The following is a 22,190-nucleotide window of genomic DNA, read 5'->3' as shown; positions in this document are numbered from 1 at the left end:
CATGCAGATCCTCCAACTCCTGCTGTCGGGCATTGCGCAAGGTTGCATCTATGGCCTGATCGCCCTGGGCTTCGTGCTGATCTACAAGGCCACCGAGACCGTGAGCTTCGCGCAGGGCGACCTGATGATGCTCGGGGCCTTCGGCGCGTTCGCGGGCATGTCGCTGTTCGGCATGCCGTTCTGGCTCGCGGCCATCCTCGCGGTGGTGGCGATGGCGGCCTTCGGCGTGCTGCTCGAGCTGGTGGTGATACGGCCCATCCTCGGGCAGCCGCAGTTCTCCATCGTGATGCTGACCATCGGCATCGCCTACGTGGCGCGCGGGCTCGTCACCATGGTGCCGGGTATCGGCACCGAGACGCACACGCTGGCCGTTCCCTACAAGGACCAGATCTGGAAGCTGGGCGAGCTGGTGGTCAACCTGGAGCAGTTCGTCATCATCGTCGCCACGGCCATCCTGTGCGGCCTGCTGTTCGCGATGTTCCGCTACAGCAAGCTGGGCATCGCGATGCAGGCCTCCTCGCAGAACCAGCTCGCGGCCTACTACATGGGCATTCCGGTGAAGCGGCTCAACGGGCTGGTGTGGGGGCTGGCGGCGGCTGTGGCGGCCATTGCCGGCATGCTGCTCGCGCCCATCACCTTCGTGCACGCGAACATGGGCTTCATCGGGCTCAAGGCATTTCCGGCGGCGGTGGTGGGCGGCTTCGGCAGCCTGCCTGGCGCGATCGTCGGCGGGCTGGTGATCGGCATCGTCGAGTCGTTCGCGGGCTTCTACCTGCCCGACGGTTTCAAGGACACGGCGCCGTACATCGTGGTGCTGCTGATGCTCATGATCAAGCCGAACGGCCTGTTCGGCGAAAAGCTGCGCAAGAAGGTCTGAACATCCCATGCGCTTCATCTTCAAGACAAGCTACGACCAGGACGTTCGTCTCGCCAAGCACGGCGGGCATGTGTTCTGGTATGGCCTGCTCGTCGCATTCCTCATCGTCGCGCCGTGGATCATCGACGAGTACTGGCTCGCGCAGCTGACCTTCGTGCTGATCTACGGCATCGTCGGCCTGGGGCTGATGCTGCTGGCCGGCTTCACGGGGCAGTTCTCCATCGGGCATGCGGCCTTCCTCGGCGCGGGTGCGTACACGCAGGGCGTGCTGACGAATCTCGGCGTGCCTTTTCCGATCGCGTTGATTGCGGCGGCCGCGTTGTCGGCGGCCGTTGGCGTGGTGGTCGCGTTGCCGGCGTTGCGGGTGAAGGGCATCTACCTCGGCATCGCGACGCTGTCCTTCGGTTTCATCGTCGAGGAAGTGTTTGCGCGCTGGGAGAGCGTGACGGGCGGCAATGCGGGGCTGCACGTGAAGTCGCCGCAGCTCTTCGGCTGGTCGCTGGGCTCGGGCGAGGGCTTCTACTTTCTTTGCCTCGTGGTGGCGGTGCTGGCCACGCTGGGCATCCTGAACCTGCTGCGCTCGCCGACGGGGCGGGCCTTCGTCGCCATCCGCGATTCGGAGATCTCGGCGCAGAGCATGGGCATCCATCTCGCGCGCTACAAGACGATGTCGTTCGCGATCTCGGCCGCGCTGGCTGGGCTGGGCGGGGCGCTGTATGCGCACAAGCTGAGCTTCATCTCGCCGGACCAGTTCAGCATCCTGCAGTCGATCGACCTGCTGCTGATGGTGGTGATCGGCGGGCTCGGCTCGGTGCACGGCGCCTTTCTGGGCGCGATCTTCCTGATCGCGATGCCGCAGCTGATTTCCATCGGCAAGGACTGGCTGCCGGAGGCCATCGGGCAGGCGCCGGGGCTGCAGGGGCTGGTGTATGGGCTGGTGCTGATCGCGTTCGTGCTGTTCGAGCCGCTGGGGCTGTATGGCCGCTGGCTGAAGATCCGCACCTGGCTTCAGCTCTTTCCGTTCTACCGCAAGGGCCTGTTCAAGCGGCAGAAGTCCTTCACCAAGTCGGACAGGCTGAGATGAGCGGCGGCGACATTCTTCTTTCCGCGAAGGAGTTGAGCGTGCGCTTCGGCGGCGTGCTCGCGGTCAACAAGGTGAGCTTCGACGTGCGGCGCGGCGAGGTGTTCACGCTGATCGGCCCGAACGGCGCGGGCAAGACGACGGTGTTCAACCTGATCAGCCGCATCTACACGCCGACCACCGGCGAGATCACCTGGCACGGCGAGGAAGGCGGGGCGCTCGCGCTGACCCGGCAGGCGCCGCATGCGATCGCTGCCCTGGGCATTGCGCGCACCTTCCAGAACATCGAGCTGTTCGAACATGCGACGGTGCTGCACAACCTGCTGATCGGCCGGCACACGCACCGGCAGACGGGTTTCTGGAGCGAGGTGTTCTTCACGCCCGCCACGCGACGCGCGGAGATCGCGGCGCGCGAGAAGGCGGAGCAGGTGATCGAGCTGCTGGACCTGCAGCACCATCGCGATTCGATGGTGGCGGGGTTGCCCTATGGCGTTCGCAAGGTGGTGGAACTGGCGCGTGCGCTGTGCACCGAGCCGAAGTTGCTGCTGCTCGATGAGCCGTCCTCCGGTCTCAACGTGGAAGAGACCGCCGACATGGCGTTCTGGATCCAGGACATCCAGCATGAGCTGGGCGTGTCGGTGCTGATGGTCGAGCACGACATGTCGCTTGTGTCGAAGGTGTCGGACCGGGTACTTGCGATGAACCAGGGCGAGGTGCTGGCCACCGGGTCTCCCGCAGAGGTGCAGGCCGATGCGCGCGTCATCGAGGCCTATCTCGGAACCGTGGATGACGTGAGCAGCCTGAGGAGGGTGGCGGCATGAGCGCCTTCTTCGCTATCTGTTTAGGGACGCCCGGCATGCGGCACGGCGCGGTCGCCCCCACTATGCCGGCCGCTTCGCGGCTCCCCTGCGGTGCTCGCGTTTCGCGGGGTCTCGCAGAACTCGCTTCGCTCAGACAGCTGCGAGCCCTTATCCGCGAAACGCTGCGCTCCTCGGCGGCACAGAGGGGGCGCCCGCACCGCACCGCACGCCGGGCTTGGCTGGGTAGTGGAGGGCGGCCATGAGCGACGCAGTCCTCCAGCTCATGAACGTCGAGAGCGCCTACGGCCCCATCAAGGCCATCAGGGGCGTGAGTCTGCGGGTACGACAGGGCGAGATCGTGACCGTGCTCGGCTCGAACGGCGCGGGCAAGACGACCATTCTCAAGACCATCTCCGGGATCATCGATCCACGCAAGGGCAGCATCGAGTTCCAGGGCAGGGACATCACCGCCAAGGACCCGGCCTTCATCGTGCAGCAGGGGCTGAGCCATGTGCCCGAGGGGCGCGAGGTGTTCCCGCTGCTGTCGGTGAAGGACAACCTGCTGATGGGCGCCTACACCCGCAAGGACCGCGACGGCGTGGCACGCGACGTGGAGACGGTCTACGGCTACTTCCCGATCCTGCGCGAGCGGGCCGCGCAGGACGCGGGGCTGCTCTCGGGGGGGCAGCAGCAGATGCTGGCGATCTCGCGCGCGATCATGGCGGCGCCGCATCTCATCCTGCTGGACGAACCCAGCCTCGGCCTCAGCCCGAAGCTGACGAAGGAGATCTTCGAGATCGTGGTGCGGATCAACCGCGAGCGCGGCACCACGATCCTGCTGGTCGAGCAGAACGCCAACATGGCGCTCAACGCGGCCGACCATGGCTATGTGCTGGAGAACGGCCGCATCGTGATGGAAGACTCCTGCGAACGCCTGAGGGAGAAGGAAGACATCAAGGAGTTCTACCTCGGCATGAAGGATGACGGCGTGCGCGGCGAGCGGCGCTGGAAGAAGAAGAAAACCTGGAGGTAGCCGCCATGCAAGGACTCTGGGAACTCAACACCTTCGAACCCCGGATCGACGTCGTCGTGCCCGGCGACACCATTCCCGCGATGTTCTGGAACGCCGTGAAGCAGCGCGGCGACAACATCTGGATGCGGCAGAAGGAGCTGGGCATCTGGCGCAGCTGGAGCTGGCACCAGACGGCCGACGCGGTGCGCGAGATCGCGGCCGGGCTGCAGGCCATCGGCTTCGCGCCCGGGGAGTGCGCGTCGATCCTGTCGAACACGGTCATCGAATGGGTGCTCGCCGACCTGGCCGTGCTCAGCTGCGGCGGCGTGTCCAACGGCATCTACCCGACCGATGCGGCCTCGCAGGTGCACTACCTTTGCGAGGACTCGCGCACCACCGTGCTCTTCGTGGAAGACGACGAGCAGCTCGACAAGGCGCTCGAAGTGCGCGCCGGCCTGCCGGGGCTGCGCTGCGTGATCGTGTTCGATATGGAAGGGTTGCGCGACCTCGACGATGCGGCGGTGATGAGCCTCGACGCGCTGCGCGCCCTCGGCCGCGAGCACCTGGCGACCGATCCGCAGGCGGTCGAGCGCACCGTGGCGGCCTGCCGGCCCGAAGACCTTGCCATCCTCGTCTACACCTCGGGCACCACCGGCAAGCCCAAGGGGGCGATGCACAGCCACGCGGGGCTCGTGTACACCGCGCGCGGCTACAACACGCTCATTGCGCAGGACGACAAGGACGAGCGCATGTGCTTCCTGCCGCTGTGCCACATCGCGGAGCGCATGGGCGGCGAGTATTTCGCGATGTACACCGGCTCCATCCTCAACTTCGTCGAGAACCCGGAGACGGTGCCCGAGAACGTGCGCGAGATCGCGCCCACCGTCTTCACCGCCGTGCCGCGCGTGTGGGAGAAGTTCTATTCGGGCGTGATGATCGCGTTGAAGGAAGCGAGTCCGCTGCAGCAAGCTGCCTACAAGTGGAGCATCGGCGTGGGCGAGGAGATTGCCAACCGCGTGCTGGCCGGCGAGGCCGTCGGCGCGGCGCTGAAGGCCAAGTTCAGGCTCGCGCGCGTGCTCGCGCTGGACAACGCGCGCAAGCTCATCGGCATCCATCGTTCGCGCTTCCTGGTGACGGGTGCGGCGCCCATCTCGCCCGAGCTGGTGAAGTGGTATCTCGCGCTCGGCGTGCCGATGCTGGAGGTGTGGGGCATGACGGAGTCGTGCGGTGCTTCCACCGCCGTGCCGGCCACGCGCATCAAGCCGGGCTCGATCGGGCCTGCCACGGGCTACAACGAAGTGCGCGTCGACGCGGCCACCGGCGAGATCCTGGTGCGCGGCCCCAATGTCTTCATGGGTTACCTCAACCTGCCCGAGAAGACGGCGGAGACCATCGACGCCGACGGCTGGCTGCACACCGGCGACGTGGGCGTGATGGACGAGGACGGGTATTTCCGCATCACCGACCGGATGAAAGACATCATCATCACGGCGGGTGGGAAGAACGTGACGCCGAGCGAGCTGGAGAACGAACTCAAGTTCAGCCTCTACATCACCGATGCCGTGGTCATCGGCGACAAGCGGCCCTACCTCACGGTGATCGTCATGATCGACCAGGAGAACGTCGAGAAGTTTGCGCAGGACCACGACGTGCCGTTCAGCAACTACGAGAGCCTGACGCGCACGAAGGAAGTGCAGGATTTGATCCAGGGCGAGATCGACCGCGTCAACGCCAGGTTCGCGCGCGTCGAGCAGATCAAGAAGTTCTTTCTGCTCGAGACGCAGCTCAGTGCCGAGGACGAGGAGCTCACGCCCACGATGAAGCTCAAGCGCAAGCTGGTGCAGACCAAGTACGCGCAGCGCATAGATGCCATGTACCGGTGATTCGTTTTTTTCGCCAACCCGAGGAGACAACCGCATGAAGCTCAAGACACTGACGACGCTGGCCGTGCTGGGCCTGATCGCGACGCTCGCGTCCGCGCAGCAGCAGGGCGTGACCAAGGACGAGATCCGCATCGGCACCATCCAGGACCTGTCGGGTCCGCTCGCGGGCTTCGGCAAGCAGGCGCGCAACGGCATGCAGCTGCGCGTGGACGAACTCAACGAGCAGGGCGCCCTCAACGGCCGCAAGCTCAAGCTGTTCGTGGAGGATTCGGGCTACGACCCGAAGAAGGCGGTGCTGGCGGCGCAGAAGCTGGTGAACCAGGAAAAGATCTTCATCATGGCCGGCCACATCGGCACCGCGCAGAACATGGCGGCGATGCCGGTGCAGTTCGAAAAGAACATCATCAACTACATGCCCATCACGGCGGCGCGCGAAATGTACGAGCCGCTGAACCGGCTGAAGTATTCGTTCGCGGCCACCTACTACGACCAGATCCGGCTCGCCCTGCCGAAGATGATCAAGGACAAGGGCGCCAAGAAGGTCTGCACCATCTACCAGGACGACGAGTTCGGCCTGGAGGTGCAGCGCGGCGCCGAGGCAGGCCTGAAGGCCGCGGGCATGGAGCTGGCCGAGAAGACATCGTTCAAGCGCGGCGCCACCGACTTCAGCTCGCAGGTCGCGAAGATGAAGGCCGCCAACTGCGACCTCGTGGTGCTCGGCACCATCATCCGCGAGACCATCGGCACCGTGGGCGAGGCGCGCAAGACCGGCTTCAACCCGACCTTCCTGGGCTCGAGCGCGGCCTACACCGACCTGATCCACAAGCTCGGCGGCAAGGCGATGGACGGCGTCTACGCCACCATGACCGTGCAGAACCCCTACACCGACGAGCAGTCGCAGCCGCTGCGCTTCTGGGCCAACAAGTACAAGACCAAGTTCAACGAGGACCCGACGGTGTTCTCGGTGTACGGCTACGTGATCATCGACTCGTTCATCAAGGCCGCGACCAAGGCCGGCCCGAACCTGACGACCGACAGTTTCATCAAGGCCATGGACAGCATGACCTTCGAGCCCGACATGTTCGGCAGCCCGAAGAGCAACTACACGGCCACGAAGCGCCTTGGGAACGACCAGTCCCGTTTGTCGCAGATCAAGGACGGGAAATGGGTCGTCGTGTCTGACTATGTGACACCATAACGGGCACCATGCCCAATTACTGGTTGATGAAATCCGAGCCCGACGAGGTCTCGATCGACGATGCGCTCGCCGCGCCCGGCGCCACCGTGGCGTGGACCGGCGTGCGCAACTATCAGGCACGCAACTTCATGCGCGACGGCATGAAGGTCGGCGACGGCGTGCTGTTCTATCACTCGAGCTGCCCGGAGCCGGGCATCGCCGGCATCGCGCGGGTGGCCTCGGGCATCAAGCCCGACCCGACGCAGTTCGACGCGAAGTCGCCCTACTACGACGCGGGCTCGAAGAAGGACGATCCGCGCTGGCTGCTGGTGGACGTGCAGGCGCTGCGCAAGACGCGCCTGCTGGCCTTGCCAGAGCTGCGGGCCAGGCCGGAGCTGGCCGAGCTGATCGTGCTGCGCAAGGGCAACCGGCTGTCGATCACGCCGGTCGAGCCCGCACACTGGAAGATCATCGAGAAGATGCTGGCCTGAGCCAGCCTCGAGGGTCTCTCAGCCGAGCTTGTTCAATATGGGGAACAGCTTGCCGAGCCCGTCGGCCATCACCTCGACCGCGAGCGCGGCGAGGATCAGGCCCATCAGCCGCGTCATGATGTTGATGCCCGTCTTGCCGAGCACGCGCGCGATCGGCTGAGCGAGCGAGAAGGCCAGGGCGGTGGCCAGCGCCACCACCACGCCGTAGCCCACCAAAATCGCAAGCTCCCACAGGTGCTGCGCCTTGTCCGCGTAGATCACCACGGTGGAGATGGTGGCCGGCCCGGTGAGCAGCGGAATGGTGAGCGGCACCACCGCGATCGACGCCCCCATCGACGCCTTCACCTCGGTGGCGCGAAGCTCCTCCACGTTGGTCTTGCTCTCGGCCGGCTTGGCGTTGAGCATCGACAGCGAACTCATGAGCAGCAGCAGCCCGCCGCCGACCTGGAAGCTCGCGATGGAAATGCCGAAGAAGGACAGCAGCTGCAGCCCCAGCAGCGCGCTCACGGCAATGACCACGAAGGCGCTGAAGGCCGACATGCGCACCGTGTGGCGGCGCTGCGCGTCGCTGTAGCCCTGCGTGTAGTGGATGAAGAAGGGCACGATGGCCAGCGGGTTGACGATGGCCACCAGCGTCACCAGCGGCTTGATCAGGTCCATCGATGTGCTCATGGATCAGCGGCCTCCGGTGACGTCGAGCAGGGCCATGGTGGTGTAGCTGGCCTCGGGCGAGAGCAGCCACAGGATGGCGCCGGCTATTTCCTCGGCGCTGCCGGTGCGCTTCATCGGCACCGTGGGCGCGAGTTCGAAGGCACGGTCGGGCAGGCCGCCGGAGGCATGGATTTCGGTGTCGATCAGGCCGGGGCGCACCGCGTTGACGCGGATGCCTTCCTCGGCCACCTCCTTGGCCAGGCCGATGGTGAAGGTGTCGATGGCGCCCTTGCTGGCGGCGTAGTCGACGTACTGGCCCGGCGAGCCCAGCCGCGAGGCGCCGCTGGAGGTGTTGACGATGGCGCCGCCCGAGCCGCCGTGGCGCGTGCTCATGCGCCGCACGGCCTCGCGCGCGCAGACGAAGCTGCCGATCACGTTGATGCGGAACATGCGCTCCAGCCGGGCTGCGCTCATTTCGTCCACGCGCGCCGTCACGTCGACCACGCCGGCGTTGTTGACCAGCGCGGTGAGGCGGCCGAACCTGGCGTCGACCTTCCGGAACATGGCGATCACCTGCGCCTCGTCGCCCACGTCGGCCTGCACGGCCATGGCGTTGCCGCCGTTCTCGCGGATGGTGCGCACCACTTCGTCGGCCGCCAGCGAATTGGTGGCGTAGTTGACGGCCACCGCGTAGCCGCGACTGGCTGCCAGCACGGCGGTGGCGGCGCCGATGCCGCGGCCGCCGCCCGTGATCAATAGCACCTGGTCCAAAACCTACCTCCTGCAGAGAAACTGCGTGTCAGTTAAAACGGCCGGCTTGGATTACATCACCGGGGGCATGCGCATGAGCACCAAGACGATCGACTATTACTTTGCGCCACAGAGCCCGTGGACCTATCTGGGGCATTCCCGCTTTGCGGCGATTGCCGCGGCAGCCGGCGCCACGGTGCGCGTGCGGCCCATCGACATGGGCAGCGTGTTCCCGGTGTCGGGCGGGCTGCCGCTGGGCAAGCGCGCGCCGCAGCGCCAAGCCTACCGGCTGGTCGACCTGGCGCGCTGTTCGAGCCACCTCGGCCTGCCGCTGAACGTCAAGCCGAAGTTCTTTCCGGTGGCCAGCGACGACGCGGCCCGGATCATCATCGCGGTCGACATGCACGACGGCACCGAGGCCGCGATGCGCATGTGCGGGGCGGTGTTCGCGGCCGTGTGGGTGCAGGAGCGCAACATCGGCGATCCGAAGGTGCTCGATTCGCTGGTGATCGAATGCGGACTGTCGCCCAAGCGCGGCGAGCAGTCGCAAAGCCAGGCCGTGCAGGAACGCTACGAGGCCTACACGCAGGAAGCCATCGACACGCAGGTGTTCGGCGCACCGAGCTACGTGATCGACGGTGAAATATTCTGGGGGCAAGATCGTCTCGACTTCGTCGAGAGGGCGCTGCGCCCGTAACCCCGGCACCTTTTTCGGGGTGCCATCAAGGAGAAAGAAAACATGGGTCAATTCATCGATCTCAAGGCCAGGGACGGCCTGAGCTTCCCCGCCTACGTGGCCGAGCCGGCTGGCAAGCCGCGCGGCGCGGTGGTCGTGGTGCAGGAAATCTTCGGCGTGAACTCGCACATCCGCTCGGTGGCCGACGGCTATGCGGCCGAGGGCTACCTGGCCGTGGCGCCGTCGACCTTCCAGCGCGTCAAGCCGGGCGTGGAGCTGGGCTATTCGGAAGACGACATGAAGAACGGCTTCGGCCTGAAGACGGCGGTCGAGGCGCTGCCGGCGCCGGGCGTGCTGCAGGACATCGAGGCGTCGATCGCCTACGCGTCGAAGGCAGGCAAGGTCGGCATCGTCGGCTACTGCTGGGGCGGCCTGCTGGTGTGGCGCGCCGCGGCGCTGCTGCCCGGGCTGGCCGCGGCCGCGCCCTACTACGGCGGCGGCATGACTTCACCGGAAGAAACGGCGCGCCAGCCCAAGGTGCCGGTGCTCGCGCACTTCGGCAACCAGGACCACTGGATTCCGCTGGACACCATCGAGTCGTTCAAGAAGGCGCATCCGGAGGTGGAAGTGCACGTGTACCCGGTGGGCCACGGCTTCAACTGCGACCAGCGCGGTTCGTACAACGCCGAGGCGGCCAAGCTGGCGCGCGAGCGCACGCTGGCGTTCTTCGCGAAGCACGTCGGCTGACGCTCTCCGGCGAACAGAAAAAAGCCCGGCATACCGGGCTTTTTTTCATGATGCCTGCTTGCGCTTGAGGCCGGGTCCGTCGCCCACGCGGGTCTGCAGGAAGTCGAGCAGCGCACGTAGCGCGGCGCTGTTGTGGCGCCGCTGGAGGTACGCGGCCGACAGCCACATGTCCTTGCGCGTGTAGCCCTGCAGCACCGGCACCAGCTCGCCGTGCTCGATGTGCGACTGCACGAGGATCGAAGGCAGGTAGATCACGCCGAATCCGCGCATCGCGACACGGATCAGCGGGGCGCCCTCGGTGCAGTCCATGCGGCTCTTGACGTGCACGTCCAGGGGCTGGCCGTTGTCGTCGAAGCGCCACACCGGCTGCGCACCGAGCAGGGAATGGGTGAGGGCTTCGTGCGTGGCCAGGTCGCGCGGATGCTCGGGCTTGCCGTGCTTCTTCCAGTAGATGGGCGAGGCGCAGACCACCATTTCCATGAGCCGGAGCTTGCGCACGATGAGGTTGGCGTCTTCCACCGGGCCGCTGCGGATGTCGACGTCGATGCCTTCTTCGGCCAGGTCGACCGTGCGGTTCGTCAGCTGCAGGCTGATGCTCACGTCCGGGTAGTAGCGCATGAAGTCGGCCAGCAGGTTCGGAAACTCGCCGTTGCCCATGCCGTGCGGGGCGGAGATGCGCAGCCGGCCGCCGGGCTGGCTGGCGCGGTCTTGCAGCTCCGACTGGGTCAGCTCGACCATTTCGAGCACCGGCGTGCTGCGCTCCAGCAGCAGCTGGCCGGCGTCGGTGAGGCTCACGGAGCGCGTGGAGCGGTTGAGAAGACGCACGCCGAAGCGGGTTTCCAGCTCGGCCACATACTTGCTGACGGTGGCCTTCGACATGTCCAGCCTCTTGGCTGCCTGGGAAAAGCTGCCGTGCGAGGCGACTTCCCGGAAGGTTCTGATCAGATCGAGACTGTCCATGAGGATGGGTCCATTGTTTCCGTTTTGGGAACGCGATGGTTCGATTCTCCCGGGTTTTTCCTAGCTGGTTCGGGCGACACTTCGGTTACACGCCAGCGTCGCCAGCCCGGCTGGGCCGCTGGAAGGAACTGAAATGAAAACCTCGAACCTCGTTGCCGCCGCCGTTCTGTCGCTGCTCGCCGCCTCCGGTGCGCAGGCGCAGCAGGGCTTCGAGCCGGTGCAGCCGCTCAAGGCCGTCACCAGCCGTGGCGATGTGGCCGCCGGCGCGGACGCCGCGGCGCGCGACGGCAATGTCTACGGCGACGTCGTGGCGCCGCCGCTGGTCTCGCGGCCGAGTTCGCTGGACCGGGCCTCGGTCCGGGCCCAGGCAGTGGCCGCGGCCCATGCGCCGAACCAGAACCTGGACCGCCGCGCCTTCGTCAACAGCGAAGTGCCGCCGCAATTCCAGAACCCCCGGCGATAGGCCGGAAGCCTTCTCTCGACAAGGCCGGGCCGGTGAGAACCGGGCCCGGCTTTTTTGCTTTGCATGCCTTGATGTCGGCATTGTTTCAATAGAGGAAACACGGTGTCTCTGAACCGAGTGTTCCGGCAACGCGGTTCGCCCGGAAACTCGCCGCACAGGCTCGCGAACCAGCAGGCCTGGTGGACGAACCATCCAACGAACACCCTAGGAGAACTGAATATGAAGACCTCGCAAATCCTCGCAGCTGCCGCCCTGACCCTGCTGGCCGTGACCGGCGCTCAGGCTGAAACCTACCAAGGCGTGAACACCGCCGTCTCGACCAAGAGCCGCGACGAAGTCAACGCCGAAGCCGTGCGCACCGCGTCGGCTCCCAACCAGAACGTCGTGCGCGGTTCGCGCGGCCCGGAAACGGTTGCCGTGTCGAAGGACCGTTCGATCGTCGAAGCCGAAGCCGTTCGCACCGCCTACGCCCCCGACCAGAACGTGACCGGCGGCTCGCGCGTGAACAGCAAGGTCATCTCGACCATGCCGCACCCGATGGACGCTCGCGTTCAGGCCCAGCAAGGTTCGGGCGCCGTCGCCAAGTAATCGAAGCGGCCCCTTGGGGTCGTCGAAATCGAAAAGGGCCACGCGAAAGCGTGGCCCTTTTTCGTTGGCGGGACGGATTCGGCTCGTCAGCGCGTGCGGGCGAGGTAGCGTTTGCGCCAGAAGATCACGACCAGCAGCACCGCGATGACCAGCATGGACGTCATCGCGATCCAGAAGCCGTCGGCCTTGTGCACCAGCGGGATGAACTCGAAGTTCATGCCGAAGATGCCGGCGATGAGGTTCAGCGGCAGGAATACGGCGGTGAGCACCGTCAGCACCCGCATGATGTCGTTGGCGCGGTGGCCCTGGACGCTGAAGTGCATCTGCACGGCCGTCTCGGCGTTCTGCTCCAGCCGGTGCACGTGGTGTACCACGCGCTCGATGTGCTCCAGCACGTCGCGGCTGCGGATCATGATGAGTTCCCGCTCGCGCTGCTCCGTCTCGCCCTTGGGCGCGGGCAGCGTCTCGAGCGAGTCGATCCAGTCCTGCATGGCGGCGCGCTGATCTTCGCAGATCTCGTCCAGGTGGTGCAGCGACTGGCGCGCCTCCATCAGCGCGCCCCAGTTGGTGAAGCGGCTGCGCGGGTCGATCAGCTCGGTCTGCCAGTGGTCGAGCTGCTTGGTGAGTTCGCGCCGCAGGTCGAGGTAGCCGTCGACGATCTGGTTGATGACGCGCAGCATCAGGTCCGAAGGGCTGGTCGGCAGGCGGGCCGAGGTGGCGCGCACGTCGAGCGCCGGGGTGCCGCGGTCGTCGCTCGAGGCGGCCGCCAGCAGCCTTGCGGCGAAGGCGTCGCGCACCGCGCCGTCTTCGGGGTGCACCGAGAGCAGCACGCGGTCGAACACCGCGAAGCCGACTGGCCGGGTGTCGACGCGGCGCAGCACCGGCGGGCCGCTGCGGGGCTGGCGCGGGGCGGTGGCCGGAGCTGGCGGGGCTTCGTTGCCGTTGCCTTTGCCGTTCCCCAGCGCCGCCTGGCCTTGCCCGTTGGCCAGCCGCCGGAACACCAGCACGTCGTACAGCGAGGTGTAGTCGTAGTGCGAGGGCAACTGGTCGTTGAGCAGGTCGGCCACGTGCAGGTCGACCAGCTGCGTGAGGCACAGCGTCTGCAGGATCTGCTGCACCTCGGCCAGCGAGGCGCGGAATTCGTCCCGCGTGAGCGAGATCCAGAGGTAGCCCCCGGCGCCGCATGCGCCCGGCGCGGCCAGCGGTGCGAGGGCGGCGTGCTCGCTGACCTGCGAGCGGTTGATTTCGAAGATGCGCATGCCCGGTGTCGACGCGCCGTTACTTCTGCAGCAGGCGCGCGGCGTCGAGCGCGAAATAGGTCAGCACGCCGTCGGCGCCGGCGCGCTTGAAGGCCAGCAGGCTTTCGAGCACCACGGCGTCGTGGTCGAGCCAGCCGTTCTGGGCAGCGGCCTTGAGCATCGCGTACTCGCCGCTGACCTGGTAGGCGAAGGTGGGCACGTGGAACTGGTCCTTCACCCGGCGCACGATGTCGAGGTAGGGCATGCCGGGCTTCACCATCACCATGTCGGCGCCTTCGGCGATGTCGATGGCGACTTCGCGCAGCGCCTCGTCGCTGTTGCCCGGGTCCATCTGGTAGACCTTCTTGTTGCTCTTGCCGAGCGTGGCGGCCGAGCCCACGGCATCGCGGAAGGGACCGTAGAAGGCGCTGGCGTACTTGGCGCTATAGGCCATGATGCGCGTGTGGATGTCGCCGCGGGCTTCGAGCGCGTTGCGGATGGCGCCGATGCGCCCGTCCATCATGTCGCTGGGGGCCACGATGTCCACGCCGGCCTGCGACTGCGCGAGCGCCTGCTTCACCAGCACCTCGACGGTCGCGTCGTTGAGAATGTAGCCGGTGTCGTCGAGCAGGCCGTCCTGGCCGTGACTGGTGTAGGGGTCGAGGGCGACGTCGGTCATCACGCCCAGCTCGGGAAAGCGCGCCTTGAGGGCGGCCACCACGCGGGGAATCAGCCCGTCGGGGTTGAAGGCCTCTCGGCCGTCGGGTGTCTTGAGGCTGGCGTCGATCACCGGGAACAGCGCCATCACCGGGATGCCGGCCGTCACGCACTGCTCGGCCACAGGCAGGAGCAGGTCGAGGCTCAGGCGGTCCACGCCGGGCATCGAGGGAACGGCATCGCGGCGTTTCTCGCCTTCCTGGACGAACACCGGGTAGATCAGGTCATTGACCGTCAGCGCATGCTCGCGAACCAGATTGCGGGTGAAAGCGTCGCGGCGCAGCCGCCGCGGCCGTCCGGCGGGGAACATGGCCAAGGGGGAAGATGATGACGTCATATATCCAAAATTGTGCCTGAAGCGGTTGTTTACGAGTCTTTGGCACGGGCGTTCGGTTGTCGGACAACTACGGAAATTCGTAGAACCAAGGTTCTCAGTTTTTCGCTTTAAATGTCAAAGAAAGTGCCTCAGTCGCTTGAAACCTTGTTTCGTCTTTGTTAAATTCTGAAGCGGGCGGCTTGCCGCTCCCCGCTTTTCCTCCCTGAGCGGGTGCCTTGATGTGTGACAGCAAAAGGGCTTCCCAGCCCGACGTGAAGACGTCGGGCTTTTTTTTGCCTGTCGTACGAGCACGCCCCGGGGAAACGAGCCGTACCAGAGAGAAGGCGCCACTAAACTGCCGCCATGCTCTGGGTCAAATCTCTACACATCGTCTTCATTGCAAGCTGGTTCGCGGGGCTGTTCTACCTGCCCCGGATCTTCGTCAATCTGGCGATGGTTCCGCCGGAATCGGTGGCAGAGCGCGAGCGTCTGCTGCTGATGGCGCGCAAGCTCATGCGGTTCACCACTTTCCTGGCGGTTCCCGCGATCGGCTTCGGTCTCTGGCTCTGGCTGGGCTACGGCATCGGGCGCGGCCCGGGCAACGGGTGGATGCACGCCAAGCTGGCGCTGGTGCTGGTGGCGATCGGCTATCACCACGGCTGCGGCGTACTGCTGCGCCGCTTCGTGGCCGGCGAGAACCGGCGCAACGACCGCTGGTTCCGCTGGTTCAACGAGCTGCCGGTGCTGCTGCTGCTGGGCATCGTGATCCTGGTGGTCGTCAAGCCGTTCTGAGTCCGGGGCAAACGGTGGAGAGACCGCACAAGTCCGCCGCGCTCCCCCTGGCGCTCGCGTACGCGGCGTTGATCGTCTACGCCAGCCTCTACCCGTTCGCCGACTGGCGCGACCAGGGGATCGCGCCCTGGGCCTACCTCTCGGCGCCCTGGCCCAAGTACTGGACGGGTTTCGATTTCGCGATCAACGTGGCGGGCTACGTGCCCTTCGGCTTCCTGTGCGCCCTGGCGGTGCTGCGGACGGGCCGGGCCACCGGCGTCTGGCATGCGGTGCTGAGGGCCACCGCGGCGGGCGCGGCGATTTCCTTCGCCATGGAGACGTTGCAGAGCTACCTGCCCGCGCGCATTCCGTCCAACGTGGACCTGGGGCTGAACACGCTGGGCGTGATCGTCGGCGCGGTGCTTGCGGCGGGCCTGGAGCGGCTGGGGGCGGTCGCGCACTGGAGCCGGGCGCGCTCGCAGTGGTTCGCCGAAGACTCGCGCGGCGCGCTGGTCCTGCTCGCGCTGTGGCCCTTTGCGCTGCTTTTCCCGGCGGCGGTCACCTTCGGGCTGGGGCAGGTGTTCGAGCGGCTCGAGGTGGCGATCTCCGAATGGCTGCTCGACACGCCTTTCATCGACTGGCTGCCGCTGCGCCAGTTCGAGCTCGAGCCGCTGGTGCCGGCGGTGGAGCTGCTTTGCGTGATGCTGGGCGCGCTGGTGCCGTGCCTGCTGGGATACCTTGTCGCGCGCTCGGCGATCCAGCGCGCGGTGCTCCTGCCGCTGACTCTGCTGGCCGGCATCGCGGCCTCGGCGTTGTCGGCTGCGCTGAGCTACGGGCCCGAGCACGCCTGGGCCTGGCTCGGGCTTCCGGTGCAGGTCGGCATGGCCGCCGCGTTCTTTGCCGGCGTGCTGCTGCTGTTCGCGCCGCGCCGCCTGTGCGCGGCGCTGCTGCTGATGGGGTTGGTGCTGCAACTGAGCCTGCTGAACCAGGCACCCGAGAGCGCGTACTTCGCGCAGACGCTGGCCACCTGGGAGCAGGGGCGCTTCATCCGGTTCCACGGATTGGCGCAGTGGCTGGGCTGGATATGGCCCTATGCGGTGCTGGTCTATGTGGTGTTTGCCCTGTCGCGCCGAGGACGGCCCAGGGGCGTCGCTACGGTCTGAGCGCGCAGGCTCAAGCGTTGGAGTGAAGCTGAATGAAGGGGGCGGTCACTAAAATCCGCCGATGCCCAGCTCAACCCCAGCCGCGCCGTCCGGCTACTACGGCCGCCACATCTTCTTCTGCCTGAACGAGCGGAAGAACGGTGAAGACTCATGCTCCCTGCACAACGCGCAGGAGGGCTTCGACCGCTGCAAGGCGAAGGTCAAGGAAGAGGGGCTATCGGGACCGGGCAAGGTGCGCGTCAACAAGGCCGGCTGCCTCGACCGCTGCGCGGGCGGGCCGGTGGCCGTGGTGTACCCCGAGGCCGTCTGGTACACCTTCGTCGACAGCGAGGACATCGACGAGATCGTCGAATCGCACCTGAAGAACGGCCAGGTCGTCGAGCGGCTCCTGCTGCCTCCGAACGTCGGGCGCTGAACTTTTCCGCCGACCCCCTGCTCGTACTTTGCGCCAATGAATTCCCAGACCGAAAAGATCAGCCTCCAGGGCGCCGCCGGCGCAATCGAGGTGCAGCGCGATCAGCCCGCCGGCACCCCGCGCGGCATTGCAGTCATCGCCCATCCGCATCCGCTTTTCGGCGGCACCATGGACAACAAGGTGGTGCAGACGCTCGCGCGTGCCTTCGTCGCCAGCGGCTGGACCACGGTGCGCTTCAACTTTCGCGGCGTGGGGGCCAGCGAAGGCGTGCACGACGAAGGGCGCGGTGAGCTCGAGGACATGCTGAATGTCGTCGGTCAGCTCGCGCCCGAGGGGCCGCTGGCGATAGCCGGCTTCTCTTTCGGAGCCTTCGTCGCGAGCGGCGCCGTCGCCGGGCTCTGGGGCGGGCGCGACATCCGGCAGATCGTGCTGGTGGGCACGGCAGCGGCACGCAACAACGTCGCCACGCTGCCCGCCGAAGCGCACGAGCGCACGCTGGTGGTTCATGGCGAAGCCGACGACACCGTAGCCCTGTCCGCCGTGATGGATTGGGCGCGGCCGCAGTCACTTCCTGTCACAGTCATCCCCGGGGGCGGCCATTTCTTTCACGGACAATTGCCGCTGCTCAAGGGTCTGGTGGTCCGCCATCTGCGCGCGGACATCGCATGAAAGCCTCGCAGGCTTGTTTTCGTTTCTTTCCGAACTCCCAATGAATCGTTTTCTTGGCGCGCTCCGCGCGCTGGTCTTTACCGCCGCCGCATCCGTCAGCCTGATCGCCGCCGCCCAGGTGCCGGCGCCTCCTGAAATCGCAGCGCGCAGCTATCTGCTGCTCGACGTGACCGCGAACCAGATCCTGGCCCAGAAGGACATCGACAGCCCGGTCGAGCCGGCCTCGCTCACGAAGCTGATGTCCGCCTATCTGGTGTTCGACGCGCTGCGCGCCAGGAAGATCACGCTGACCCAGACGCTGCCGGTCAGTCCGCGCGCCTGGAAGATGCCCGGCTCGCGCATGTTCATCGACCCCAAGATGCAGGTGCCGGTGGAAGACCTGATCAAGGGCCTGATCGTGCAGTCGGGCAACGACGCCACGGTCGCGCTGGCCGAAGGCGTGGGCGGCACGGTGGAGCACTTCGTCGAAATGATGAATGCCCAGGCCAAGGTGCTGGGCATGAAGAACACGACCTACAAGAATCCCGAGGGCCTGACCGCGCCCGGCCACACCACCACGGCTCGCGACCTGAGCATCCTGGCGACCCGCCTTGTGCGCGACTTCCCCGAGGAGGCCAAGTACTACGCGATCAAGAAGTACCGCTACCCGGGCACCCCGTCGACCAACGACACCAATCGCAACCTGCTGCTGTTCCGCGATCCGACCGTCGACGGCCTGAAGACCGGTCACACCGACGCGGCCGGTTACTGCATGATCGCCACCGCCAAGCGCGACTTTCCCAACCTGACGGGCGGGCGCCGCCTGCTGTCGATCGTGCTGGGCACCACGGGCGAGACCGTGCGCGCCAACGAATCGCAGAAGCTGCTGAACTGGGGCTACACGGCCTACGATGCCGTGCGCCTGTTCGACGCCGGCCAGCCGGCTGCCACCCCGGCCGTCTGGAAGGGCAAGGCCAACACCCTGAAGCTGGGGCGCCCCGAGCCGATCGTGGTCGCGGTTCCGGCGGGTACGGCCAGCAAGATCAAGACCCAGGTGTCGCGCCCCGACCCGCTGGTGGCGCCGTTCACCAAGTTCCAGCCGGTCGGCTCGCTCAAGGTCACGCTGGACGACCAGCCGGTGGCCGACGTGCCGCTCGTGGCCCTGGAGGCGGTCGAGCAGGCCGGCATCTTTGGCCGCGCCTGGGACGCCCTGCGGCTCTGGATCAAGTAAGCCGGAGGGGCAGAACAAGGCCGCTGGCGGGCATCCGCGGCGGCTGACCTTGCCGTTTCAGGCTCGTTTGCTATACTCGTGGGCTTTTCGGAATTTTCCGAAGGGTTTCACGTTTTCGTCATTCCCGGCCTCCTTGAGTCACGACAAGGGCGGTTTCACAGCCAGGGCCGGGGCGTTTCTCGTTTTGGGGACTTTTTAATTCATGCCAACCATCAATCAACTGGTGCGTCAGGGTCGAACGGTCGAAAAGATCAATTCGAAGAGCCCTGCCATGCAGAACTCGCCGCAACGTCGCGGTGTCTGCACCCGCGTCTACACCACGACGCCCAAGAAGCCCAACTCGGCGCTTCGTAAAGTTGCCAAGGTCCGCCTGACCAATGGCTTCGAAGTCATTTCCTACATCGGCGGCGAAGGCCACAACCTCCAGGAACACAGCGTCGTGCTGGTTCGCGGTGGTCGTGTCAAGGACTTGCCCGGTGTTCGCTACCACATCGTGCGCGGTTCGCTCGACCTGCAAGGCGTGAAAGACCGCAAGCAGTCGCGTTCCAAGTACGGCGCGAAGCGTCCCAAGAAGGCCTAAGCCTTCCTGTCGTCAAAAACAAACGGTGTTCGGTTACCTTGGCGGGTACATCGAACGAAGTGACCCAATGTCGGGTCGAGTAAGTGAGAGCTCTGACTGGCTCTCGCGGTGCCGGAAACGGTGCCAACTGAAGCAAAGAGGTTAAGAAAATGCCACGTCGTCGCGAAGTCCCCAAACGTGAAATCCTGCCGGATCCCAAGTACGGCAATGTCGAGCTGTCCAAATTCATGAACGTGATCATGGAAGGCGGCAAGAAGGCTGTTGCCGAGCGCATCATCTACGGTGCCCTCGACTTCATCGAAAAGAAGAACCCGGACAAGGATCCCCTCGAAGCGTTCACCGTTGCCATCAACAACGTGAAGCCGATGGTCGAAGTGAAGTCGCGCCGCGTCGGCGGTGCGAACTACCAGGTGCCGGTCGAAGTCCGTCCCGTCCGCCGCCTCGCCCTGTCGATGCGCTGGATCAAGGAAGCTGCCCGCAAGCGCGGTGAGAAGTCGATGGCCCTGCGTCTGGCCAACGAACTGATGGAAGCCACGGAAGGCCGTGGCGGTGCCATGAAGAAGCGCGACGAAGTGCACCGCATGGCAGAAGCCAACCGCGCCTTCAGCCACTTCCGCTTCTAAAAACCAAACTTCGCTTGGGCGTTGGGTGTCGAGTGACGGGCTTAAAGCCCGTGCTCGGGGCCCAGCGCTCAACGCATTTCAACCCGAAAGTAAATCATGTCCCGCAAGACCCCCATCGAGCGCTACCGCAACATCGGCATCTCCGCGCACATCGACGCTGGCAAGACCACGACGACCGAACGTATCCTGTTCTACACCGGTGTGAACCACAAGATCGGTGAAGTGCACGACGGTGCCGCCACGATGGACTGGATGGAGCAAGAGCAAGAGCGCGGCATCACGATCACCTCGGCTGCCACCACCTGCTTCTGGAAGGGCATGGCCCAGAATTTCCCCGAGCACCGCATCAACATCATCGACACCCCCGGCCACGTGGACTTCACCATCGAGGTGGAGCGCTCCATGCGCGTGCTGGACGGTGCGGTGATGGTCTATGACGCCGTCGGCGGCGTGCAGCCCCAGTCGGAAACCGTCTGGCGCCAGGCCAACAAGTACAAGGTGCCCCGTCTCGCGTTCGTCAACAAGATGGACCGTACCGGCGCTAACTTCCTGCGCGTTCGCCAGATGATGATCGACCGCCTGAAGGCCAACCCGGTCGTGATCCAGATCCCGATCGGTGCCGAGGACAAGTTCCAGGGCATCGTCGACCTCGTGAAGATGAAGGCCATCATCTGGGACGAAGACAAGGGCGTGACCTTCACCTACGGTGAGATCCCGGCCGACCTGGTCGATGTCTGCAACGAATACCACGAGAAGCTGGTCGAGGCCGCCGCCGAATCGAGCGAAGACCTCATGAACAAGTACCTCGAAGGCGAAAAGCTCTCCGAAGAGGAAATCAAGAAGGCCCTGCGCCAGCGCACCATCGCCGGCGAGATCCAGCCGATGCTTTGCGGCTCGGCCTTCAAGAACAAGGGCGTGCAGGCCATGCTCGACGCCGTGATCGAGTACATGCCCGCTCCGACGGACATTCCCCCGGTGGCTGGCACCGACGAAAGCGAAGCACCGGTGGTGCGCCAGGCTGACGACGAGGAGAAGTTCTCGGCGCTCGCGTTCAAGCTGATGACCGACCCCTTCGTCGGCCAGCTGACCTTCGTGCGCGTGTACTCGGGCGTGCTCTCCAAGGGTGACAGCGTCTACAACCCGGTGCGCGGCAAGAAGGAACGCATCGGCCGTATCGTGCAGATGCACGCCAACAATCGCGAAGAAGTCAGCGAAATCCGCGCTGGCGACATCGCCGCGTGCGTGGGCCTGAAGGAAGTGACCACCGGCGAAACCCTGTGCGATCCGGAAGCCGTCGTCACGCTGGAGCGCATGGTGTTCCCCGAGTCGGTGATCTCGCAGGCCGTCGAGCCGAAGACCAAGGCCGACCAGGAAAAGATGGGCATCGCCCTGCAGCGCCTGGCACAGGAAGACCCGTCGTTCCGCGTCAAGACCGACGAGGAATCGGGCCAGACCATCATCTCGGGCATGGGCGAGCTCCACCTTGAAATCATCGTGGACCGCATGAAGCGCGAATTCGGCGTGGAAGCCAACGTGGGCAAGCCGCAGGTGGCCTACCGCGAAACGATCCGCAAGACCGTCGAAGAAGCCGAAGGCAAGTTCGTTCGCCAGTCGGGCGGCAAGGGCCAGTACGGCCACGTGGTGCTCAAGATCGAACCCCAGGAAGCCGGCAAGGGCTTCGAGTTCGTCGACGCCATCAAGGGCGGTGTGGTTCCTCGCGAATACATCCCCGCAGTGGAAAAGGGCGTCGTGGAAGCGCTGACGCAAGGCGTGCTGGCGGGCTACCCCGTCGTGGACGTCAAGGTCACGCTGCACTTCGGTTCGTACCACGACGTGGACTCGAACGAAATGGCGTTCAAGATGGCCGCGATCTTCGGCTTCAAGGAAGGTGCCCGCAAGGCCAACCCCGTGATCCTCGAGCCGATGATGGCCGTGGAAGTCGAGACGCCCGAAGACTACGCCGGCAACGTGATGGGTGACCTGTCGTCCCGCCGCGGCATGGTGCAGGGCATGGACGACATGGTCGGCGGTGGCAAGGCCATCAAGGCCGAAGTGCCGCTGTCGGAAATGTTCGGCTACTCGACCACGCTGCGCTCGATGTCGCAAGGCCGTGCCACGTACACGATGGAGTTCAAGCACTACGCCGAAGCTCCGCGCAACGTTGCCGAAGCCATCGTGGCCGCTCGCGCCAAGTAAGTTTTCAAGAATGCGGGGCCGCGCAGTGCGCGGCCCCTCTTGTCTGCGATCCGGTGCCGCCCTGTTCCCGTGCGAGGCGAACCAGCAATCGGATGCAGACATAAAACCAATACACGGGACTGCTCTTTCAAGGATT

General features: G+C 65.6%; 24 protein-coding genes. 19 read left to right on the top strand and 5 right to left on the bottom strand.

Translation table 11 applies throughout. The features are described from left to right. Position 1 precedes the first annotated feature (1 nt). The 7 genes from EJO71_RS30080 to EJO71_RS30050 all read left to right on the top strand — a co-directional run bounded on the left by EJO71_RS30080 (position 2) and on the right by EJO71_RS30050 (position 7,321). Complete coding sequence (locus EJO71_RS30080) at positions 2-877, top strand: branched-chain amino acid ABC transporter permease (protein ID WP_019657793.1); 876 nt, start codon at positions 2-4, stop codon at positions 875-877. A 7-nt stretch (positions 878-884) separates the two neighbouring features. Continuing rightward, complete coding sequence (locus EJO71_RS30075; protein ID WP_125952389.1) at positions 885-1,961, top strand: branched-chain amino acid ABC transporter permease; 1,077 nt, start codon at positions 885-887, stop codon at positions 1,959-1,961. After that, positions 1,958-2,779, top strand: a complete 822-nt coding sequence (locus EJO71_RS30070; protein WP_125952390.1) for an ABC transporter ATP-binding protein — start codon at positions 1,958-1,960, stop codon at positions 2,777-2,779. Before EJO71_RS30075 ends, EJO71_RS30070 begins: the two co-directional genes overlap by 4 nt. Before the next feature lie 238 nt (positions 2,780-3,017). Then, positions 3,018-3,791 (top strand): ABC transporter ATP-binding protein, encoded by a 774-nt coding sequence (locus EJO71_RS30065; RefSeq protein ID WP_125952391.1) that lies wholly within the window; start codon positions 3,018-3,020, stop codon positions 3,789-3,791. Positions 3,792-3,796: 5 nt separating this feature from the next. After that, positions 3,797-5,653 (top strand): long-chain fatty acid--CoA ligase, encoded by a 1,857-nt coding sequence (locus EJO71_RS30060; RefSeq protein WP_125952392.1) that lies wholly within the window; start codon positions 3,797-3,799, stop codon positions 5,651-5,653. A 34-nt stretch (positions 5,654-5,687) separates the two neighbouring features. Then, positions 5,688-6,851 (top strand): ABC transporter substrate-binding protein, encoded by a 1,164-nt coding sequence (locus EJO71_RS30055; protein WP_125952393.1) that lies wholly within the window; start codon positions 5,688-5,690, stop codon positions 6,849-6,851. A gap of 8 nt (positions 6,852-6,859) precedes the next feature. Next, the gene (locus EJO71_RS30050) at positions 6,860-7,321 is read left to right on the top strand and encodes an EVE domain-containing protein (RefSeq protein WP_125952394.1); all 462 of its coding nucleotides are present in this window, start codon (positions 6,860-6,862) and stop codon (positions 7,319-7,321) included. A gap of 18 nt (positions 7,322-7,339) precedes the next feature. Here the strand turns inward: EJO71_RS30050 and EJO71_RS30045 are convergent, their stop codons facing one another. Beyond that, a complete protein-coding gene (locus tag EJO71_RS30045; RefSeq protein ID WP_026346756.1) occupies positions 7,340-7,981 on the bottom strand; it encodes a MarC family protein in 642 nt (213 codons plus the stop codon). A 15-nt stretch (positions 7,982-7,996) separates the two neighbouring features. Further along, positions 7,997-8,743, bottom strand: coding sequence for an SDR family oxidoreductase (locus EJO71_RS30040; RefSeq protein ID WP_125952395.1), 747 nt, complete (start codon positions 8,741-8,743; stop codon positions 7,997-7,999). A 73-nt stretch (positions 8,744-8,816) separates the two neighbouring features. On the opposite strand from EJO71_RS30040, the gene EJO71_RS30035 reads away from it, so the two are divergent. Beyond that, on the top strand, positions 8,817-9,419 hold the full coding sequence (locus EJO71_RS30035; RefSeq protein ID WP_125952396.1) for a 2-hydroxychromene-2-carboxylate isomerase: 603 nt from the start codon (positions 8,817-8,819) through the stop codon (positions 9,417-9,419). Positions 9,420-9,461: 42 nt separating this feature from the next. Then, positions 9,462-10,145 (top strand): dienelactone hydrolase family protein, encoded by a 684-nt coding sequence (locus tag EJO71_RS30030; protein ID WP_125952397.1) that lies wholly within the window; start codon positions 9,462-9,464, stop codon positions 10,143-10,145. A 45-nt stretch (positions 10,146-10,190) separates the two neighbouring features. On the opposite strand, the gene EJO71_RS30025 is transcribed toward EJO71_RS30030, so the two are convergent. After that, positions 10,191-11,105, bottom strand: coding sequence for a LysR family transcriptional regulator (locus tag EJO71_RS30025; protein ID WP_125952398.1), 915 nt, complete (start codon positions 11,103-11,105; stop codon positions 10,191-10,193). Positions 11,106-11,238: 133 nt separating this feature from the next. Here EJO71_RS30025 and EJO71_RS30020 point away from each other — a divergent pair, with 133 nt between their 5' ends. Both EJO71_RS30020 and EJO71_RS30015 read left to right on the top strand, forming a co-directional pair. Beyond that, a complete protein-coding gene (locus tag EJO71_RS30020) occupies positions 11,239-11,568 on the top strand; it encodes an alpha/beta hydrolase (RefSeq protein ID WP_125952399.1) in 330 nt (109 codons plus the stop codon). Between the two features lie 219 nt (positions 11,569-11,787). Beyond that, positions 11,788-12,156, top strand: a complete 369-nt coding sequence (locus EJO71_RS30015; protein WP_125952400.1) for a DUF4148 domain-containing protein — start codon at positions 11,788-11,790, stop codon at positions 12,154-12,156. Positions 12,157-12,242: 86 nt separating this feature from the next. Here EJO71_RS30015 and EJO71_RS30010 read toward each other — a convergent pair whose 3' ends face one another. Together EJO71_RS30010 and hemB are read right to left on the bottom strand one after the other, a co-directional pair. Beyond that, positions 12,243-13,415 (bottom strand): magnesium transporter CorA family protein, encoded by a 1,173-nt coding sequence (locus EJO71_RS30010; RefSeq protein ID WP_125952401.1) that lies wholly within the window; start codon positions 13,413-13,415, stop codon positions 12,243-12,245. Between the two features lie 19 nt (positions 13,416-13,434). After that, complete coding sequence (hemB, locus tag EJO71_RS30005; protein WP_093208499.1) at positions 13,435-14,421, bottom strand: porphobilinogen synthase; 987 nt, start codon at positions 14,419-14,421, stop codon at positions 13,435-13,437. A gap of 369 nt (positions 14,422-14,790) precedes the next feature. Between hemB and EJO71_RS30000 the strand changes: the two genes are divergently transcribed. From EJO71_RS30000 to fusA, 8 genes are all read left to right on the top strand, one after another. Then, positions 14,791-15,219, top strand: a complete 429-nt coding sequence (locus tag EJO71_RS30000; protein ID WP_125952402.1) for a CopD family protein — start codon at positions 14,791-14,793, stop codon at positions 15,217-15,219. A gap of 14 nt (positions 15,220-15,233) precedes the next feature. Continuing rightward, positions 15,234-16,361 carry a VanZ family protein gene (locus tag EJO71_RS29995; protein WP_125952403.1) on the top strand — a complete coding sequence of 376 codons (1,128 nt, stop codon included), beginning with the start codon at positions 15,234-15,236 and terminating at the stop codon, positions 16,359-16,361. A 61-nt stretch (positions 16,362-16,422) separates the two neighbouring features. Then, positions 16,423-16,776, top strand: coding sequence for a (2Fe-2S) ferredoxin domain-containing protein (locus EJO71_RS29990; RefSeq protein WP_125952404.1), 354 nt, complete (start codon positions 16,423-16,425; stop codon positions 16,774-16,776). A 36-nt stretch (positions 16,777-16,812) separates the two neighbouring features. After that, positions 16,813-17,445, top strand: a complete 633-nt coding sequence (locus EJO71_RS29985; RefSeq protein ID WP_125952405.1) for an alpha/beta family hydrolase — start codon at positions 16,813-16,815, stop codon at positions 17,443-17,445. Between the two features lie 40 nt (positions 17,446-17,485). Continuing rightward, on the top strand, positions 17,486-18,655 hold the full coding sequence (locus EJO71_RS29980; protein WP_125952406.1) for a D-alanyl-D-alanine carboxypeptidase family protein: 1,170 nt from the start codon (positions 17,486-17,488) through the stop codon (positions 18,653-18,655). Between the two features lie 202 nt (positions 18,656-18,857). Next, a complete protein-coding gene (rpsL, locus tag EJO71_RS29975; protein ID WP_013543948.1) occupies positions 18,858-19,235 on the top strand; it encodes a 30S ribosomal protein S12 in 378 nt (125 codons plus the stop codon). A 149-nt stretch (positions 19,236-19,384) separates the two neighbouring features. After that, positions 19,385-19,858 carry a 30S ribosomal protein S7 gene (gene rpsG / locus EJO71_RS29970; RefSeq protein ID WP_007829591.1) on the top strand — a complete coding sequence of 158 codons (474 nt, stop codon included), beginning with the start codon at positions 19,385-19,387 and terminating at the stop codon, positions 19,856-19,858. A 96-nt stretch (positions 19,859-19,954) separates the two neighbouring features. Further along, positions 19,955-22,054 carry an elongation factor G gene (fusA, locus tag EJO71_RS29965; RefSeq protein ID WP_125952407.1) on the top strand — a complete coding sequence of 700 codons (2,100 nt, stop codon included), beginning with the start codon at positions 19,955-19,957 and terminating at the stop codon, positions 22,052-22,054. The last annotated feature ends 136 nt before the right edge of the window (positions 22,055-22,190 follow it).

Source organism: Variovorax sp. 679, assembly GCF_003952185.1.
Taxonomy (GTDB): Bacteria; Pseudomonadota; Gammaproteobacteria; order Burkholderiales; family Burkholderiaceae_C; genus Variovorax.
Note: the sequence above shows the minus strand (reverse complement) of the source record. Positions and strands in the feature narration are given on the sequence as shown.